The following is a 19,086-nucleotide window of genomic DNA, read 5'->3' on the forward strand; positions in this document are numbered from 1 at the left end:
ATCTCCATTCGATTGTGGGGAGCGGCGAACCGGACAGTGCGCCGATGCATCGCAGTCTGTGCCGGACTGTTCATATCGTCCAATACGAATAAAATGCCAACCTATACGGGGAAGATATGGACCAGGGTTAGGCCCTGGCGTAAGGATCAGGCTGGAATCAGGGTTAAGCCCAGGAGATCACCTTGAATCTGAAGCACGTCGAGGCGTTTCGCGCGGTAATGGTGTCCGGTTCGATGACGGCCGCGGCGAAGGCGCTCTACACCTCCCAGCCCAACGTGAGCCGGCTGATCGGGCAACTGGAGCGCGAGACCGGGCTCACGCTGTTTCAGCGCGTGGGCATCCGCCTCATTCCCACGAGCGAGGGCAATGCGTTTTTTCGCGAGGTCGAGCGCGCGTACGTGGGTCTGCAAGGACTCAGCAACGCTGCCGCGCAAATCCGCAATCTCGGCAGCGGGCGGCTGCGCATTGCCGCCATGCCTTCCGCGGGGCTCACGCTCGTGCCGCATGCCATCGACAAGTTCCGCCGCCTCTTTCCAGGCGTGACGGTCTCGCTGCACGTGAATACATCGGGCACGGTGAATCACTGGACCGGTTCGCAGTTCTGCGATCTGGGCGTGGCGGTGTACATCAGCGAAGCGTCGAACTGCGAGGTCGAACTGCTTTCGAAGGTTGCGGCCGTCTGCGTGATGCCGGCCTCGCACCCGCTCGCGAAAAAGGCCATGATCCGGCCTGCCGATCTGGAGGGGGAATCGTTCATCTCGCTGTGCCATGGCGACGGCACGCGCACGCAAATGGACGAAGTGTTCCAGCGTGCGGGCGTGGAGCGCGTGCTCGCCATCGAGGCGCAGTACACGGCAATCTGCTGCGAGATGGTCCGCTGCGGCATGGGCGTGACGCTCGCGCATCCCATCGTCGCGCGCGATTTCGCGGGGCCGGACATTGCGATCCGGCCGTTTTCGCCGGCGGTAATGTTCCCCACGTACTTGCTGTTTCCGCCGAACCGGCCGCGCGAGCGTCTCGTGGCCGAATTCGTCGAGGTGCTGCGCGAGCACCACGACGGCTTGATTGCGCAGATGAAACCGGGCGATCGCGAGCCCGCGCGCAAACGTGCGAAAAAAGCGGCGGTTTGAGGCGCGCGATCAAGCGCGGCTTGTCACACCGCGCTTCTTCTGCGCCGCGCGCTCCACGAGATGTTCGACCATGCGCTGCGCCGCGGGCTGCAGCGTGTCGAACGCACGAAAGCAGACGATGAAACGCCGTCGAGCCCATGTGTCGGTGAGGGGATGGCGTGCAAGTCTAGGATGCGCAGGGTCTTGAGGCCGATGTCGTGCGCGGTGTCTCCTTGCCGCGTTTTCTGTGTTTCCAGATCGGAATCTGGCAGCTTCCGAAATACCGCTTTATGTATTTTGCAGAATGCTTAAAATGAGCAGATCGCGGGAGACAAAAGCGGAGACACCCTCGTGCCCCCCTTACCGCAGCGCTGCGTGATACGTGAAGCCGGACTGACGAAGACCTTCGGCGCAATCGCGCATCGTGCCTGACTAGTTCGAGATCCTTATGAATGTGCAAAACCGGTTGCCGCTCGAAGGCGTGCGCGTCGTCGAATTCACGCACATGGTCATGGGCCCCACCTGCGGGATGATCCTCGCGGACCTCGGCGCCGAAGTCATCAAGATCGAACCGCCCGGCGGCGACAAGACGCGCAACCTCCCGGGCCTCGGCATTGGCTTTTTCCGCTCGTTCAACCGCAACAAGAAAAGCGTGGTGCTCGACATCAACACCGAAGCGGGGCACACGGCGGCCGTCGAGCTGATCGGCCAGTGCGACGTGATGCTCGAAAACTTTCGGCCTGGTCTCATGGAAAAGCTTGGGCTCGATTACGCCACGCTCTCGCAGCGCTATCCGCGCCTCATTTACGTCTCGCACAAGGGCTTTTTGCCGGGCCCCTATGAAAAGCGGCTCGCGCTCGACGAAGTCGTGCAGATGATGGGCGGCCTCTCGTACATGACCGGGCCCGCAGGGCGGCCGCTGCGCGCGGGGACGTCGGTGAACGACATCATGGGCGGCATGTTCGGCGCGATCGGCGTGCTGGCCGCGCTGCGCGAGCGCGACGCGACCGGGCACGGCCAGGAGGTGCAGAGCGCGTTGTTCGAGAACTGCGTGTTCCTCAGCGCGCAACACATGCAGCAATACGCCATGACGCACGAAGCGCCGCCGCCCATGCCTTCGCGCGTGTCGGCCTGGAGCGTGTACGACGTGTTCATGCTTGCCGGGGGCGAACAGCTTTTCATCGGCGCGGTGAGCGACAAGCAGTTCGTGACGCTGTGCGACGTGATCGGCTGCCCGCAGCTCGCCGACGAGCCGCAGTTCGCGAACAACGCGCTGCGCGTGGCCGTGCGGCCTGAACTGCTCGAACGCCTCGGCGCTGTGCTCGCCACGCAGCAGGTGGCCGAACTCATGCCGCGCCTCGAAGCGGCCGGCATTCCGTACGCGCCGATCGTGCGCCCCGACCAGTTGCTCGACGATCCGCACCTCAAGGCGAGCGGCGGACTCGTGCCGATGCAGACCGACGACGGCGGCACGACCGAAGTCGTGCTGCTGCCGCTCATGATGGGCGGCCGCCGTCCCGGCGTGCGTCAGCCGCTCGCGAAGGTGGGCGAGCATACCGATGAGGTGCTGGCGGGACTCAAGTCACGCGCAGTGACCTGAACCGGCGGCAGACGAAGTAGAAGCAGCGGGTTCGCAGTTCCCCCGCAGGTCTGCCATATGGCTGCACGTGCAACGACGTTCAGGCTGCGGCGATCACGTCGATGCGCAGCGTAGCGCCGCCCGATGCGATTTCGAGCAGACGATCGACGTTCGGGTGCGCGCCCGGACGACTGCGCGCGTCGGCGGTGTGCTCGGCGAACACGGCGAGGCCGTGCTCGGCGGCGTTGGCGTCGAGCGTGCCAAAGGCTTCGCGCAGATAGTGGTAGACCGCGAGCGAGCCCTGCTTGCCGGGCTTGTTTTCGATGCGCGCGGCCATGTTGCCCTGAGCGTCCACGAGATCGATGCGCTCGATGCCGTCGATGCCCGGCAGCAGTGCCAGATTGTCCTTGAAGACGGTGCCCGGTTGAATTGCCTGAATCACTGAAAACACTCCGTTGGTTCGATAATTGGCGTTGTGGAGCCGTATCTTAGCCGATCGGGTTTGGCCTCGCGCGAAACGGGCGCCGGTTGATCCCCTTACTCCTTCCCCACAGCCGAAAGCGGCGCAGCCACATGCTCCAACGATTTGCGCTCCGCGTCCACTCCCCAGATCGCAGCCACGATCGCCGCGGCGATCATGAGCGCCGATCCCACCACATACCCCGTAAACACCTCGCTGCGCTGATGCGTATCGATCAGCCGTCCAAAGAAAGCCGGACCGATAATCCCACCCAACGCGGTGCCGAACGAATAGAACACGGCGATGGCCAGCGCCCGAATCTCCAGCGGGAACGATTCACTCACTGTCAAATACGCGGAACTCGCCGCAGCCGAGGCGAAAAAGAAAATCACCATCCACGCGCCGGTTTGCATCGCCGCAGTGAGCATGCCTTGCTCGAACAGCCAACCGCTCGCCGTGAGCAGCACACCTGAGAGCGCATAAGTCGCGGCGATCATCGTGCGCCGGCCGATCACATCGAACAGCCGCCCCAGCAGGATCGGTCCAAGAAAATTGCCGAGCGCGAACGGCAGCAGATAGAGGCCCACGTCGCCGCCCGGCACGTGATAGAACTCCGTGAGCACCAGTGCGTAGGTAAAGAAAATGGCGTTGTAGAAGAAAGCCTGCGCCGTCATGAGAGAAAGCCCCACCAGCGCACGCCGGCGGTGCCGCACGAATATGGCGTGAAACACCGCGCGCAGCGGGGTGTGGCTGCGCGCATGCAGACGCAGCGGGTCGTCAGGCGGGTCTTCCAGCGTATGGCCCGCGTCGCGAAAGCGCGTTTCGATGCCCGCCACGATGCGCTTCGCCTCGTCGTGCTCGCCGTGCGTGAGCAGCCACCGCGGGCTTTCGGGAATCCAGCGGCGCATGGGCAAGATGATGAGCGCGAGCACCGCGCCGATGAAAAAGCACGCGCGCCAGCCCCAGTCCGCGGGCAGCAGGTGCGGGTCGAGCAGCACGACCGAGCCAGCCGCGCCCATGGCCGCGCCTACCCAGAACGTGCCGTTGATGCTGAGGTCGGTCCAGCCGCGCACGCGTGCGGGCGTGAACTCCTGGATTGTCGAATTGATGGCCGCGTACTCGCCGCCGATGCCCGCGCCCGTGATCGCGCGAAACGCCACGAAGCTCGCGAAGCTCCATGAGAACGCCGTCGCGGCGGTGGCCAGCAGATACACGGCGAGCGTGATGAAGAAGAGCTTGCGGCGGCCCAGCCGGTCCGTGAGCCAGCCGAAGCCGAGCGCGCCGCACACCGCGCCCGCGATATACGCACTGCCGGCGAGCCCCACCTGCGCGTTGTCCAGATGCAGCACAGGGCTCGTTTTTAGCGCACTTGCTACCGCGCCGGCCAGCGTGACTTCCAGACCGTCGAGCAGCCACGTGACGCCCAGCGCCACGACGATGAGCACATGAAAGCGGCCCCACGGCAAGCGATCGAGGCGCGCGGGCAGCGTGGTTTCGACGATGGGAGGCTTGTCGGTCGTCTCGGTCGTGTCTGGAGGATTCATCGGGCAAGGCGGGGTTCGGCACGCGATGGCTTGTAGCATGCGCCGTTCCTGAAATGCCGGCCTGCGTGAAAACAGAAAAATCAGCATGTGAGGAAACGGTTGGCGTAACGTATCATCTGTTCATACAAAAGCGGGTGACGTGCAGGGAACCTATGTCCGGGTCATGTCGGGAACGGGGCGCGCCATCCATGCGCAGGTGTGCCTATGACAAAACCAGCTCCGTGGTCTCCGGTTCGCAAATCCCGTTTTTCGGGTCTCACGCCCGCGCTCACCGCCATCGTCGCGCTCGTATGCGCCGCAAGTTTGCTGTTGCTGGCGGTGGCCGCCGGCGTGAGGGAAGGCGACAAGTCGATTCGCAGGCGCGAGGGGCTGATCGCGCAGGACATGGTGTCCGCGATCGAGCATATTCTCGATAGCGTGCTCACCGCGCAAAGCGGCGCCTTCGCGGCGCTCCCGGGGCAACCCTGCGAGCGCGTCGCGCGGCAGCTCGCCGAATTGAGAACCCATGTCCGCTACGTGCGCGGCATCAATCTCGTGGCGAACGGGCGGCTCTACTGTTCGTCCGCGCTCGGTCCGTATGATCTGGCGCTCGCGCCGTTCTTCGCGCCGGTGCCCGCAAGCACCGCGATTACGCTGATCGGCGGCTCGCCCTGGCAGGCGCACGTCCCGGTCATGCCGCTTTATGTTCCCACTGGCCAGCATGTCGGTCTGCTTTACGTGATCGAGTCGGCCTATCTGACCGATGCGCTTGCGCACGGCATACGCTACGGCGCGGGCCGCGTCACGCTTTCCGTGCCGGGCGCGGCGGCCATTGACGACCGTGGCGCGTTGCTCGCCGCCGGCGACCCCGCACGCCATGCGGGCGCGCGCGCCATGTCTTCGCACTGGGGCTTCGCCGTTGACGTGGCGTTTGCAGCCAGCGCGTATCACGATGCTCGCTGGAAATACGGCTTGCGCTTTGGCGCGGCGGCACTGCTCGTCGACTTGCTGATCGGCGCGGCGTGGCTCATCGCGTTCGCTCCGCGCCGGCTGCTGCTCTCGGCGGTGCGCCGCGGCCTGCGGCATGGACAGTTTCATGTGGTGTACCAGCCAGTGGTCGAGTTGTCGACGGGCCGCGTGAGCGGCGCGGAGGCGCTCATTCGCTGGACCCATCCGAAATTCGGCGCGGTGAGTCCCACCGTGTTCATGGGCGACGTGGAGGGCAGCCGCCTGCTCGGGCCGGTCACGCGCTTCGTGCTCGAGCGCGCAACCACGGAGATGGTGCGCGCGACGAGCGTGCGTCCGTTTCATCTCGCCGTCAACGTGGCGCCGCTGGACTTCGAGCGCAAGGACTTCGTGGCGGACGTGCTCGGCGTAGTCGACAGCCTGCCGCCAAACGTGATTCTCATTCTCGAAGTGACCGAGCGTTTCCTGCTCGAACAGATCGCCCGCACCGAGGCAGTGTTCGAGACGCTGAAGGCGCGCGGCGTGAAATTCGCCATCGACGACTTCGGCACGCATCACAGCAACCTCGACACGCTCGGGCGTTTTCCGTTCGACTACGTGAAGATCGACGGGCAGTTCGTGCGGCAGCTCGAGCGGCGCGGCGATCAGCTCGTCAAGGGAATCGTTGCGCTGGCGTGTCACTTCGGCATGGAGATCATCGCGGAAGGCGTCGAGACCGAAGCGCAACACGAGATGTTGCAGCGATTGGGCATACGCTATGCGCAAGGCTATTTCTACCGGCGACCGGGCTCGGCTGCGAGTATTGCCGAAATGCAGCGCGACGCGAGCCTCGTGCGATATGCGGTGTCAACGCCCGTGCGCTAGCACGAATTAAACCGCACACGCATTTAGAAACCACGCCGAACCGTAACCGTTGCGCCTGTGCTGTGCGAATGAAGAATGGCGACGCGCGCGGTGGCCGAAAACACCCACTCGTCGACGGTCAGCGAGAGTCTGCGCTGAGGCTGTGCGCCGATGTTCAGCGTGCTGTCCGGGACAGTGAGAAGCGAAATTTGCGGCGCTGTGGAAGGGCCCATCTGCAGATAACCGGTAGTGGGCTGTGCAGCCTGCTGCGTACCGTAACGGCTCCCGGGCACGGATTTCACGAAGTCGTAATGGTATTTGTCCTGTGCTACCGGCGCGCTATAAAAGCCTTCGACTTGCGCGTAAAACGGCTTTGGCTGATTCGCCTGATATGCCATTTCGTACCGGTGAAGGTACGCCTGGGGTTCCGGCGGCAGCGCTGGCACGACTTCCATCGGGATGGACGGAATATTGGCGACCGTCATGGTCTCGGAAGCGTTCAAGCCGGTGCTCTGAGCGAATGCATAACCGCTCAGCATAAAAAAGGCTGCACCGACAATCTTTTCGTTCAGGCACGTCATGAGCATGCCTCCAATGACGAACTCGAAACATCAAACTGTCGAACGTTCCTGCCGGGCAGACCGCCTTTGCATCGCCCGCACCAATGCATTCTAGTACCTGATTTGCTTCCTGCCAGCCGAATGTGTGCGTATGCCACGCAGATGGATGCAAAGTCCACCAGCCAGCGGAAGGTGTGTAATGTCGTTGCCTAACATCGCGGATGTTATGACCGATTCGGCTGTGGAATATCATCCGCTGCGGAAGAAATGGCGGATGGTCGCGCGGATCCTCGATGGACTTCCATCGGAGGAAAGCTCATCGACGCTAACCCATTAATCAGGGAAAATCCGGGCGCGGTCTAGATCGTGCCAAAGAGGGCGCGCGGCCGGTCTTGCAGCGTGCGCGCGAGGACCTTCGAGGTGGAGGCCACGTGGAAGGTCAGCTCGGGGCACAGGCTCGCGATGGTCGGCAGGCGCTTGCGCAGCAACGGCCCGTACACGTCGTCCTCGATGATGGCGATGTGATGCCGCCGCGCGATCTCCACGAGCGCGAGGCGCCGCTCGAGGCTCATCGTGACCACGCTGGGGTTCTGCAGGTTCGGCACGGTGAAGATCGCCTTCACCGGCATGCGGCGGCACGCGTCTTCGAGCTGGTCGGGGAGCAGGCCTTCGGCGTCGCTCGGGATCCCGACCAGTTCGAACTGGAACACGGGCGCGAGCGCCTTGAGGCCGTAGTAGGTCAGCTTGTCGGAAAGGATCACGCCTTCGTGGCCCATCAGGCTGCTCAGGACCGCATAGAGGCCATGCTGCGCGCCGCCGCTGCGCACCTGTTCCTCGAGATTGCGGGAGACCTCCAGATACGTGGCTTGACGACCTTTTGTCCGGATATCGGGATTCGATTTTGTCTGGTAATCGTTAGCTTTCATGCAAGTAATATCGGCTAGCAGTTCGGCGCAACACGCACTGTATTACAGGTTCTGCAGCGCTGGATTCCCGCACCCGCCTGGATGATCGGGCTGGTGCTCCGGTCGCTCATGACGGCCGTGAACCTGCTCTCGGCGAAATCGTATGGAGAATTCGAGTACTGGTTCGCGTCGATCAAGGTGGCGGCGATCGCCGGTGTGCTCTGCGCGATGGGCTTCGATCGCGCGCTCTCGGGCCAGCCCATGGCAAGCCTCGCGAGCCTGGCGGTGGTGTCGGCGGCTTACCTGCTCACACGCAAGAGGACTCACGTGCAGGACTTCCGTGAGCCTGCAACCAACTGGATGAAGTCATGGCGCAAGTGGCCGTCATCGGCGCGGGTTTCGTGGGGTTGTCGTGCGCGTACTGTACGTGCTGGACGTGCAGGACGACCAGGCCGATCCGCACGTGGCCGTGCAGGTGGCGCAAAAGCTCGTGGACGACGGCGTGGTCGGCGTGGTCGGCGTGGTCGGCCACTATAACTCGGGCTGCAGCATTCCCGCCTCGACGGTTTATCACAACGCGAACGTCGCGATGATCACGCCCGGCTCCACCAACCCGGCGCTGACCCAGCAGGGCTATGCGAACGTGTTTCGCACCATGGGCAACGACGGCATAGGCGGCGTGATCGCCGGCAAGTTCGCGGTGGAGTAGTTGAAGGCGAAGCGCATCGGCATCATCGACGACCGTACCGCCTTCGGCCAGGGGCTTGCCGACGCGTTCGAGAAAGGCGCGAAGGAGGCCAACGGCAATATCGTCGACCGCGAGTTCACCAACGACAAGGCCGTGGATTTTCGCGCCATTCTCACGTCGCTCAAGCAAAAGAACGTCGACGTGATTTTCTTTGGCGGCCTCGACGAGCCGGGCGCGATGCTCGCCAAGCAGATGCGCACGCTCGGCATGCCGGCGCGCCTCTTCGGCGCGGGCGCATTGAAGAGCAATGCCTTCCTGCAGATCGCGGGCCCGGCGGGCGAGGGCACGCAGGACCTCGAACCGGGACCGGCGCTCGACAAGCTGCCTTCCGCGCAGGCGTTCGCGAAGCGCTACAAAGCGCGCTTCAATCAGGATATCGAACTGTATGCGCCGTTCGCCTATGACGCCGCGCTCGCCATGATCAAGGCGATTCGCGACGCCGATTCGCTCGACCGCGCGAAGATCGTCGCGAGCTTCCCGAAGGTGACGGTGGTGGGCGTGACGGGCAATATCGCGTTCGATCCGTACGGCGACCTCATCAAGCCGCCTTATACGCTCTTCGAGGTGCAGCAGGGGCAGTGGAAGAGCCTCAAGACGCGCGGGGGCAATGGCGTGTGAAGGGCGCGCGGGGCCTTTCAGCGCGCGACCAGCAGCTCGAACAGCGTGTGGAAGTCGACCGGCTTCGTGAGATGCGAGTCGATGCCGCTCATGCGCGAGCGCAGCCGGTCGGCGTGCTGGCCCCAACCCGTCAGCGCGATGATCTGCAGGCCGGCGTAGCGCGGGCTTTGACGAATCTGCCGCGCGATTTCGTAGCCGTCCATGCCGGGCATGCCGATGTCGAGCACGACCGCGTGCGGCACCGACTGCGCCAGCGCGCCGAGCGCGGCGGCGCCGTCGTAGACCACGCGCACTAGCGCGCCTTCGCCCGAGAGCACCATGGCGAGCGAATCGGCGGCGTCGCGGTTGTCGTCGACCACGAGAATGCGCTTGCCCGCGAGCGGCTTCGCGGGGCGCGCCACGCTCGCCGGGGTCTCGCGCGCATCGGCGGGCGTCTGCTGCGAGAGCGGCAGGCGCACCGTGAAGGTGCTGCCTTTGTCGGGCCCGGCGCTCGCCGCCTCGACCGTGCCGCCATGCATGCGCACGAGATGGCGCACCATGGTGAGGCCAATGCCAAGGCCGCCCTGGCTGCGTTCGGCGGGGCGGCCGACCTGGGTGAACATTTCGAATACCTGATCGATCTGCGCGGCCGACATGCCGATGCCCGTATCGCTCAGCGCGACGACGACCCATTCGCCTTCGCGCGTGGCGTCGAGACGGATCCGGCCGCCCGTGTCGGTGTAGCGCGCCGCGTTGTTGAGCATGTTCGCGAAGACCTGCGTGAGCCGCACGCGGTCGGCGTCGAGCACGAGCGGCGTGTCGGGCAGTGTGACGCTCAGTTCATGATGCGCCTGATCGATCGCGGGACGGCTCGTTTCCACGGCATTGCCGATGATTTCCGCGAGCGCCACGGGCGCCTTCACGAGGCCGATCTTGCCGCGCGTGATGCGCGACACTTCCATCAGGTCGTCGATCAGCCGCACCATGTGATGCACCTGGCGATCGAGCATGTCGAGTATCGGCGCGCAGTCCGCAGGAAACGCGCTGTGCCGGATCAGGTGCAGCGCATTGGCAATGGGTGCGAGCGGATTGCGCAGCTCGTGCGCGAGCGTGGCGAGGAATTCGTCCTTGCGCCGGTCGGCTTCCTTGAGCGCGTCTTCGGCGTTCACGGCTTCGGTCACGTCGATCGACACGCACACGTGGCCGCGAAACGCTCCGCCCGCGGAAAACCACGGCGCACAGCAGGTTTCAAACCAGTGCCAGCCAGCGTCCCTGACTTTCACGCGCAGCCGGCTCTGGAACGCGCAATGGTCGTGCTGCGCGGTCTGTACGCGCGAAAGAAAGCCGGGCAGATCGCGCGGATGCACGATGGTGTGCCAGCCGGTTTCGAGCAGTTGTCCGGGCGTGAGGCCGATCGCCGTGAGATAACGCTGGTTCAGATAGACCGTGTTGCCCTGCGTATCGATTTGCCAGATCAGCGCGGGCGACGCTTCGGCTAGCGCGCGAAAGCGCGCCTCGCTCTCGCGCAGCGCTTCCTGGGCACTGCGGCGGTCGTCCACGTCGATATTCATCCCCACCCACTTGCGCACCGTGCCGTCCGGATTCCAGATCGGCGCGGCACGCACGTTGGTCCAGCGCCAGCCGCCCGTGGCGACGCGCAGGCGGAATTCCGCGTTCACCACACGGTGCGCCGCGATCGCGTCTTTCCATTGGCGCAGCGCGCTGGCGCGGTCGTCGGGATGAACCGCGTTTGCCCAGCCCTCGCCGAGCCATTCTTCGCCGGGCTGGCCGGTATGCTCCGACCAGCCCGGCGAGACCGACTCGGCCTGACCTTGGGCATCGGTTTCCCAAACGGCCTGCGCAAAGCCTTCGACCAACGCGCGAAAACGTTCCTCGCTTTCCATGCATTCGGTTTCCACGCGCTTGCGTTCCGTAATGTCCAGCGCGAATTCGACGCACTTCGAGGTCATGCCCGTGCCCGAAATCCGCGTGGGCGCGAAAAGGCCCCACCAGCGCGTGCCGTCCTTGCGGATCAACTGCCGCTCGTAGGGCTGCGTGCGTCCGGCAGTGGCGAGGTCCGTGACCGCGCGCGTCGTGACGCCGAGAAATTCGAGCGGCACGAGCCGGTCCCAGTGTGCCGCGGCGCGTAAATCTTCGCGGCTGTAGCCGCTCATCTGCTCGAATGCGCCGTTGGCGTCGGCCATGGTGCCGTCGAGGTCGAAGAACAGCACGCCCACGGTTTCGATGGAGATGGCGGCCTGCAGGCGCGCCTCGCTCTCGCGCAGCGCGTCTTCGACCTGCTTGCGCTGCTGCGCTTCGTCGTGCAGCTTCGTGTTGATGTTCTGCAGCGTGCGCGTGCGTTCGGCCACCTGCTGCGCAAGATTGCGGCCCGCGTCCTGGGCGTCGCCCAGCGCGCTCGTCAACTGGTGTGCGGCGCTCGCGCAGGAGGCCAGGTCTTGCAGCAGGCGCGCGTCCTCGGCGTCGAAATGTCCTTCCTCGCCATGCGTCACGGCCCAGACCGTGCCGACCACCGTGCCGTTGACGCGCCAGGGCACGTGCAACGCTTCGCGGATCGGCGGATCGATCGCACGGTACGAAGCAAAGCAGCGTGCCGGGCGGTCGAACAGAAGCATGGTATTGCGCCCCTCGATCACGCCGCTGGGGCAGTCGTCGGCGGCAAGCGTGCGGTCCACGTCGCCGGCCAGTTCGCCGGCCACCGCGCCCCAGCGGAACCGGGTCGTGGGGCCGTCGCGCTCGGGCACGCTCACGCCGGCCGACTCGGCGCGGCAAAGCGCGAGGGCGAGCCGCGCAAGCATAGGCAGTACACCTGAGGGATTGCTTGCCATTTCCTGCGTGAGTGCAGCAAGCGCACGGCTCTCGCCCTGGTAATCGGGCAGTCGGTTCGGGCGGCTCACCAGAGCTTCGGTGATCAGCGTTTCCTCGACCGTGAGCGCAGGTGCGCCGTTGTCTTGCATGTCGCCTCCGCTTGAGCCGTCCGCCGCGCCTGCATTCGCAACTTTGGTGCAAGGTGCAAACGCCGGCTGCGCCCGTTAGTGTTTATGAGCCAGCATCGCGTATTCCCGTAGAGGAAACCCGCGAGGTGCCGGTGCTCTCTGTTGCGCCCCTTTGAAGTCTGCGTACGCTCGAGCGGGCTGCGAAGCGCGGCGGGCACTGCGTTTGCTCGAATGCCGCACGACGGGAGGCGAGGCGCACGAACTCACGCTCGTCGAGGCGCCTGCGCCCGAGCGGCGCGGATATTGTCGATCTTTCCGAACTGCTCAAACGCAGTCTTGGCGAGCGCTGCGCGAGTGCGCCGGCCGCGAGACCGGCGCCGAAGCGCTGACGGCGCGCGGCGTGACAAGCGTAACCGCGGAGCGCAACCGCGGCTCAGAGAGCGTAACAAGGGGCGAACGATGAAGCACAAGCTCGAAACCTACGAACAGAAGCGCCGCTTCGATGAAACACCGGAGCCGCGCGGTCGCATGGCGCGACGCAGCACGAAACCACGAGAGGGTGAAGGATCGTTCGTGATCCAGCGTCACGACGCGCGGCGGCTGCACTATGACTTTCGCCTCGAACTGGACGGCACGCTCAAGTCGTGGGCCATTCCCAAGGGCCCGAGCCTCGACCCGGCGGTGAAGCGGCTCGCCGTGCATGTGGAGGATCATCCACTCGAATATGGCTCGTTCGAAGGGCGCATTCCCGAAGGCAGCTATGGCGCAGGCACGGTGGCGATCTGGGACCACGGCGTGTGGCGTCCAGAGGGCGGCTTGCGCGGCGCGCGCGAAGGGTATGCGCAAGGCAAGCTCAAATTCACGCTGGAAGGCGAGCGGCTGCACGGCGGCTGGGCGCTCGTGCGCAGCCCCATGCACGACGGCAAGCAGGAGCGCTGGCTGCTCATCAAGCAGCGCGACGACGAGGCCGTGCCCGAAGGCGAATTTCACGTCGTCGAGGACGAACCTGCCGCGTCGAAAGCGCCGAGAGTATCGAAAAGGCGCGCCCGGGCGGGCAACGGGGCTGCGAAGCAGGGGGCAGCGGCCGCACGGGAAGGCGCGGTGCCCGCGCCGCTACCGGAGACGCTTGCCCCTGAACTCGCGACACCCGCCGATGCTCCACCTGATGGCGACACCTGGCTCTACGAATTGAAATTCGACGGCTATCGCGTGCTGGCGCGCATCGACCGGCACGCGCGCGGCAAGGGCGATGTGCGCATCATCACGCGCACCGGTCGCGACTGGACCGCGAAGTTCCCGCGCCAGGTGGAAGCGCTGCGCGCGCTGAAGGTCGAATCGGCGTGGCTGGACGGCGAGGCCGTGGTGCTCGACGCGGCGGGCGTGCCCAACTTCCAGGCGCTGCAGAACGCGTTCGATGCGGGCCGCGCAGACGACATCACGTTCTGGCTCTTCGACCTGCCCTGGCTCGACGGCGCGGACTTGCGCGGTGTGGCGCTCGAGGCGCGGCGCGACAAGCTCTCGGCGCTGCTCGCCCAGGCGCCTCACGACGCGCTGCGCTTTTCGGAGGCCTTCGAAGGCGAACCGCAGGCCATGCTCGAAGCCGCCTGCGAGGCGAATCTCGAAGGGCTCGTCGCCAAGCGGCGCGACAGCCCTTACACGTCCACGCGCAGCGCCGCGTGGCTCAAGCTGCGCTGCTCACGGCGCCAGGAATTCGTAATCGGCGGCTATACGGAACCGAAGGGCCGCCGCGAGGGGTTCGGCGCGCTGCTGATCGGCGTGTATGGCGGCGATGGCGCGCTGCAATATGCCGGCAAGGTGGGAACGGGTTTCGACGCGGCGCGGCTCGAAGCGATTGCGGGCGAACTGCGTGCGCGCGAGCGCAGGACGTCGCCGTTCGCTGCGGTGCCGGCGGCAGAGCGTCGCGCGGGCGTGCACTGGGTGCGGCCCGAACTGGTGGCGGAGGTGCGATTCAAGACATGGACGAGCGCGGACGTGGTGCGCCAGGCATCGTTCGTCGGACTGCGCGCGGACAAGCCCGCAAAGGATATCGTGCGCGAAGCGCAGACGCCGCCCGTGCAGCCGGGTGCGAACCATCGCGAAAAGAAGCTCGCAAAGCAGGCCTCGACTAACACGCCGAAGACTGCGAGCCGCACGCGCCGTGCCGCGCACGACGAAGCCGAAGTTGCCGGCGTGCGCATCACGCATCCCGGGCGCGTGATCGACGCGCAAAGCGGACTGCGCAAGATCGATCTCGTTGAGTACTTCGAAGCGATGGCTGCATGGCTGCTGCCGCACGTGCAGGGGCGGCCCGTAGCGCTTGCGCGCGCGCCCAAGGGCGTGGGCGGCGAGCTCTTCTTCCAGAAACACGCCAACGCGTTGCAGATTCCCCATGCCACGCAGCACGCCGGCCTCGATCCGGGCCATGCGCCGCTGCTCACGCTCGATTCCACCGAGGCGCTGGTCGGCGCGACGCAGATGGACACGATAGAACTGCACACCTGGAATGCGCTCGCGGCGAGCATCGAAAAGCCCGACCGCATCGTCTTCGACCTGGACCCCGATCCCTCACTCGCATGGGAGCGCATGCTCGAAGCCGCGCAGCTCACGCGCGAACTGCTCGACGCGCTGGGCCTGCGGGCATGGTGCAAGACGAGCGGCGGACGGGGCCTCCACCTTGTGGTGCCGCTTACGCGCCATGCCGGCTGGGAGGACGTGAAGGATTTCGCGCGCGCGGTGGCAGGCCATTTGGCGGCGACGCTGCCCGATCGCTTCAGCGCGAAGATGGGCGCGCAAAACCGCAAAGGCCGCATTTTCGTCGACTATCTGCGCAACACTCGGGGCGCCAGCACTGCCGCGGCTTATGCGCCGCGGGCGCGGCCCGGTCTCGGCGTTTCGGTGCCTGTGGACTGGGACGAACTGCCTGCGCTCACCAGCGGCGACCAGTGGAACGTCGCGAACGTGCGCGAGCGGCTCGAAGCGCTACGCGCCGATCCGTGGCGCGACTACGAAAAAGCGCGCCAACGGATTACGGCTGCCATGCGGAAACAACTCGGCGTGAAGTGAAAGCGTATCGTCAGATTGACGAAGTCTGCAAGGCAACAAGGCTTCACATCACGCCGCGCAAGAAGCCGTTCTCCCTCAAGACGGCGCGCAAGGCGTCGTTAGCGGGGCGGGTGCGCCGGCTTTCGCAGGCGGCGTCGAATTTCCGGACCTGATTGTCCTTTTTTAGCCCGCAATTGTCCTGAGACAATAATTTTCCGCCCCGTTTATGAGCGACCATGAACGCTTACCGAGGAGCGGATCGAGATGGCGTGGGCGACGATTTCAGGCGAATGGCGTGACGCGGTCGGGGCCGCGCACGGCGCGGAGTCCAAATACAAACGGCTGGTCAAGGCGATTGCCCAGGACATCGAGCGCGGCGCACTCGTTTCCGGCGTGCGCCTCGCGCCGCAGCGCGAGGTGGCCGCGGAACTGGGCGTGAGCGTGCAGACGGTCACCAATGCCTACAAGGAACTCGAAAGGCAGGGCCTGATCCGCTGCGAGGTGGGGCGCGGCAGCTTTGTCGCCGCGCGCGTGACCGAGTCGATGTCGAACTATATTCTCGACACGGCCGAGCGCGAGATCGTCGACTTTTCCATTGCGCGCATCGTCCACACGCCGCAGCACGATGCCGCGTGGCGTGACGTGTGCGCCACACTCGCCACGCTGGACGATCAGCCGTGGATTCGTTCGTTTCGCCCCATCGCGGGCTTCGAGCATCATCGCCAGGCGGGCGCGGCATGGCTCGCTTCGCTCAACATGCCGGTGAAACCCGAATCGCTCCTCATCACCAATGGCGCGGCGCACGGCATTTTCCTCGCGCTGGCCTCCACCGTCGGCCCCGGCGACACGGTGCTCTGCGAAAGCCTCACGGACCACGGCGTGATCGGCTCGGCAAACGTGCTCGGCTTCACGCTCAAGGGGCTCGAAATCGACGAATACGGCATACGTCCCGAGCATTTCGAGGAGATGTGTGACAGCGAGCGCGTGAGCGCGCTCGTGTGCACGCCGACCTTCAACAATCCCACCATGTTCGTCTTGCCCGATTCACGGCGCCGCGCGATTGCGCGCATTGCCGAGCGCTATGGCGTGTACGTGATCGAGGACGATGTCTATGGCGCACTGCCTGCGAAGGCCAACACGCCCATCGCGAGCCTGATTCCCGAGCTGGCGTTCTATTGCACGAGCATGACGAAATCGGTGCTCACGGGCCTGCGCACGGGCTATCTCGCCATGCCGCGCCGCCTTGCGCTGCGCGTGGAAAGCGTGCTGCGCGTGAGCAGCTGGATGGCGACTTCACCGATTGCAGAGATCGCCACGCGCTGGGTCATGGATGGCACCGCGCGCCGCCTCGTGGAACTGCAGCGCGAGCGGCTCGCGGCGCGCCAGGCGATGGTGCGCGCGGCCTTGGGTGACTATGTGCTCGGCGCGCATCCCAACGCGCTTTCCGCCTGGCTGCGCGTGCCCGACTACTGGCAGGCGGACCGCCTCGTGCGCGAGTTGCGCAATCGCCAGATTGCCGTGACGTCGCCGGACCCATTTCTCGTGGGCGGCACCCAGCGTCCCAATGCGGTGCGCATCAGCCTTGGCGCGGAAGCGCCGGACGCCGCGTGCCGCAACGCGCTGCAGACCATGGCGGGCGTATTCGAGCAGTATCCGCACGTGCACGATTTCAATTAGGCTTTTTTCGCGCGCTCCCATCTCAAGGCGCGCGGATTGTACCAGGACATTAGAAAGACCGTTTTGGCTCATTAGACTGGATTGCACAGCTTCACGGGAAGGAACGTGCATTTCATGTCGTCGCTTTCGCTTTCGTCACTTTCGCTTGCCGATGTTTACCGCGCGCGCCAGCGCCTCGCGGGCCGCGTCGCGCTCACCCCGCTCGTGGCGTCTGCCACGTTGTCTGCGTGCGTGGGCGCGCCCGTCCATTTCAAGCTCGAAACCGTGCAACCTACGGGCAGCTTCAAGCTGCGCGGCGCGACCAATGCGGTGGCGCATCTCGCTGAATCGGGCGTGAAGCGCGTCGTCACCGCATCGACCGGCAATCATGGCCGTGCGCTCGCATATGCGGCCCATGCGCTCGGCATGGAGTCGGCCGTGTGCATGTCTTCGCTCGTGCCGCAAAACAAGGTCGATGCCGTGGCCGCGCTCGGCGCGCGCGTAGTGATTGCGGGTAAGAGCCAGGACGAGGCGCAGATCGAAGCGCAGCGTCTCATGCGCGAGGAGGGCTATGCGTTCGTGCCGCCTTTCGACGACCTGCGCGTGATCGCCGGACAGGCCACCATCGGCCTCGAAATTCTCGAAGCGTTGCCCGATACCGCGACCCTCGTGGTGCCGCTCTCGGGCGGCGGACTCTTCAGCGGCGCGGCGTTCGCGGCGAAGCAGATCCGGCCGGACGTGCGCGCCATCGGCGTTTCGATGGCGCGCGGCGCGGCCATGCACGCGAGCCTCGCGGCGGGTCATCCCGTCGACGTTGAGGAAAGCAAAACATTGGCCGACTCGCTCGGCGGCGGCATTGGCCTCGACAATCGCCACACATTTGCGTTGACCCGGGCGCTCGCCGACGAAATCATTTTGCTCGGCGAGCCCTCGATCGCGCGCGGCGTGGCCCATGCGTATCGCGAAGAGCGTCTCGTGGTGGAAGGCGCGGGCGCGGTGGGCATGGCGGCGTTGCTCGACGGGAAAATCGAGCGCCGCAAAGGCCCGATCGTGATCGTCGTGAGCGGTGCGAATATCGACATGACGGTGCACCACCGTCTCGTGACGGAGGGTTGAAAATGCATTCCGAGTTGTCACCTGGATCGCCACCGGTTACGTTGCTAGGCGCAGACCAACTGCGCGAACTCGTCCCGCTCGATCTCGCGGCCGTCGATCAGGTCGAATCCGCATTCGTTGCGCTTGCAACCGAAGCCGTCGTCATGCCGCCCGTTCTCAACCTCGCGCTGCCCGAGCGGCATGGCGAGGTCGATGTGAAGACGGCGTATCTGCCGCGCTTCGAGCAGTTCGCCATCAAGATCAGCCCCGGCTTTTTCGATAATCCCTCGCTCGGCCTGCCGAGCCTGAACGGACTGATGCTGGTGCTGTCTGCGCGCACAGGCCTTACCGAAGCTGTGTTGCTCGACAACGGCTATCTGACGGCCGTGCGCACCGCCGCGGCGGGCGCGGTGGCCGCTCGCTGGCTCGCGAGTCCCGACGCGCGCCATGCGGCGATCATCGGCGCGGGCGAGCAGGCGCGCCTGCAACTCGATGCGCTGATGCTGGTGCGCAAGATCGAGAGCGTGAGCGTTTGGGCACGCGACGCGGCGCGGGCTTCTGTGTTCGCCGCCGATGCCGAACGCCGCCACGGCGTGCGTGCGCGCGTTGCCGCATCGGTCCACGACGCGCTCGCACACGCCGACGTGGCCGTGACGACCACGCCCAGCCGCACCCCGCTCGTTCACGCGGCAGACCTGCACGCCGGTTTGCACCTCACGGCCATGGGCTCCGATGCCGAGTACAAGAACGAGCTCGCGCCCTCGGTGTTCGAATCGGCGCGCTATGTCTGCGACCGCTTGCAGCAAACGCGCGTGCTCGGCGAACTCAGGCACGCGATCGAAGCGCACAAGGTCGCGCCCGATCGCGGCTTCGCGGAGTTGGGCGAAGTGATCGCGGGCCGCTGCGAGGGCCGCGTGCAAGCCAATGACATCACGATCTGCGACCTCACCGGCACCGGGGCGCAGGACACCGCCATTGCCGTTCTCGCCTTGCAGCGCGCCCGCGCGGCCGGCGCGGGCGCGGTGTTTCACAACGCAGTCATGCCCTGA

Annotated in this window: 11 protein-coding genes and 3 pseudogenes; 9 read left to right on the forward strand and 5 right to left on the reverse strand. The window is 65.5% G+C overall.

Annotated features, from left to right (window positions below; genetic code table 11):
* Positions 1–182: 182 nt before the first annotated feature.
* Both C7411_RS00805 and C7411_RS00810 read left to right on the forward strand, forming a co-directional pair.
* Positions 183–1,130, forward strand: coding sequence for a LysR substrate-binding domain-containing protein (locus tag C7411_RS00805; RefSeq protein ID WP_110382680.1), 948 nt, complete (start codon positions 183–185; stop codon positions 1,128–1,130).
* A gap of 427 nt (positions 1,131–1,557) precedes the next feature.
* The gene (locus C7411_RS00810; RefSeq protein ID WP_110382681.1) at positions 1,558–2,709 is read left to right on the forward strand and encodes a CaiB/BaiF CoA transferase family protein; all 1,152 of its coding nucleotides are present in this window, start codon (positions 1,558–1,560) and stop codon (positions 2,707–2,709) included.
* Between the two features lie 79 nt (positions 2,710–2,788).
* Here C7411_RS00810 and C7411_RS00815 read toward each other — a convergent pair whose 3' ends face one another.
* Together C7411_RS00815 and C7411_RS00820 are read right to left on the reverse strand one after the other, a co-directional pair.
* Positions 2,789–3,127, reverse strand: a complete 339-nt coding sequence (locus tag C7411_RS00815; protein ID WP_165822727.1) for a DUF2322 family protein — start codon at positions 3,125–3,127, stop codon at positions 2,789–2,791.
* Between the two features lie 98 nt (positions 3,128–3,225).
* Positions 3,226–4,692, reverse strand: coding sequence for an MFS transporter (locus C7411_RS00820; protein WP_110382682.1), 1,467 nt, complete (start codon positions 4,690–4,692; stop codon positions 3,226–3,228).
* A gap of 204 nt (positions 4,693–4,896) precedes the next feature.
* Between C7411_RS00820 and C7411_RS00825 the strand changes: the two genes are divergently transcribed.
* Positions 4,897–6,501 carry an EAL domain-containing protein gene (locus C7411_RS00825; protein ID WP_110382683.1) on the forward strand — a complete coding sequence of 535 codons (1,605 nt, stop codon included), beginning with the start codon at positions 4,897–4,899 and terminating at the stop codon, positions 6,499–6,501.
* Positions 6,502–6,524: 23 nt separating this feature from the next.
* Here C7411_RS00825 and C7411_RS00830 read toward each other — a convergent pair whose 3' ends face one another.
* Both C7411_RS00830 and C7411_RS00835 read right to left on the reverse strand, forming a co-directional pair.
* Positions 6,525–7,061 carry a hypothetical protein gene (locus C7411_RS00830; protein WP_110382946.1) on the reverse strand — a complete coding sequence of 179 codons (537 nt, stop codon included), beginning with the start codon at positions 7,059–7,061 and terminating at the stop codon, positions 6,525–6,527.
* Between the two features lie 371 nt (positions 7,062–7,432).
* A pseudogene (locus C7411_RS00835) lies at positions 7,433–7,867 on the reverse strand (aminotransferase class I/II-fold pyridoxal phosphate-dependent enzyme); the annotation flags it as partial.
* A gap of 147 nt (positions 7,868–8,014) precedes the next feature.
* Between C7411_RS00835 and C7411_RS00840 the strand changes: the two are divergent.
* Both C7411_RS00840 and C7411_RS00845 read left to right on the forward strand, forming a co-directional pair.
* Positions 8,015–8,179, forward strand: a pseudogene (locus C7411_RS00840) (GABA permease); the annotation flags it as partial.
* Between the two features lie 184 nt (positions 8,180–8,363).
* Positions 8,364–9,311, forward strand: a pseudogene (locus C7411_RS00845) (branched-chain amino acid ABC transporter substrate-binding protein); the annotation flags it as partial.
* A gap of 17 nt (positions 9,312–9,328) precedes the next feature.
* Here C7411_RS00845 and C7411_RS00850 read toward each other — a convergent pair.
* A complete protein-coding gene (locus tag C7411_RS00850) occupies positions 9,329–12,265 on the reverse strand; it encodes a PAS domain-containing hybrid sensor histidine kinase/response regulator (protein ID WP_110382684.1) in 2,937 nt (978 codons plus the stop codon).
* Between the two features lie 438 nt (positions 12,266–12,703).
* On the opposite strand from C7411_RS00850, the gene ligD reads away from it, so the two are divergent.
* The 4 genes from ligD (at position 12,704) to C7411_RS00870 (ending at position 19,086) form a co-directional block, all read left to right on the forward strand.
* Positions 12,704–15,307: a DNA ligase D gene (ligD, locus tag C7411_RS00855; RefSeq protein ID WP_110382685.1), complete on the forward strand. Its 2,604-nt coding sequence runs from the start codon at positions 12,704–12,706 to the stop codon at positions 15,305–15,307.
* Positions 15,308–15,550: 243 nt separating this feature from the next.
* On the forward strand, positions 15,551–16,963 hold the full coding sequence (gene ehuR / locus C7411_RS00860; protein WP_181431294.1) for a MocR-like ectoine utilization transcription factor EhuR: 1,413 nt from the start codon (positions 15,551–15,553) through the stop codon (positions 16,961–16,963).
* 114 nt (positions 16,964–17,077) lie between these two features.
* On the forward strand, positions 17,078–18,058 hold the full coding sequence (eutB, locus tag C7411_RS00865; RefSeq protein ID WP_110382686.1) for a hydroxyectoine utilization dehydratase EutB: 981 nt from the start codon (positions 17,078–17,080) through the stop codon (positions 18,056–18,058).
* Positions 18,059–18,060: 2 nt separating this feature from the next.
* Entirely contained in the window at positions 18,061–19,086 is a 1,026-nt protein-coding gene (locus C7411_RS00870; RefSeq protein WP_110382687.1) for a cyclodeaminase, read from the forward strand.

The sequence above is a fragment of the Paraburkholderia silvatlantica genome (assembly GCF_003096715.1).
Classification (GTDB): Bacteria; Pseudomonadota; Gammaproteobacteria; order Burkholderiales; family Burkholderiaceae; genus Paraburkholderia; species Paraburkholderia silvatlantica.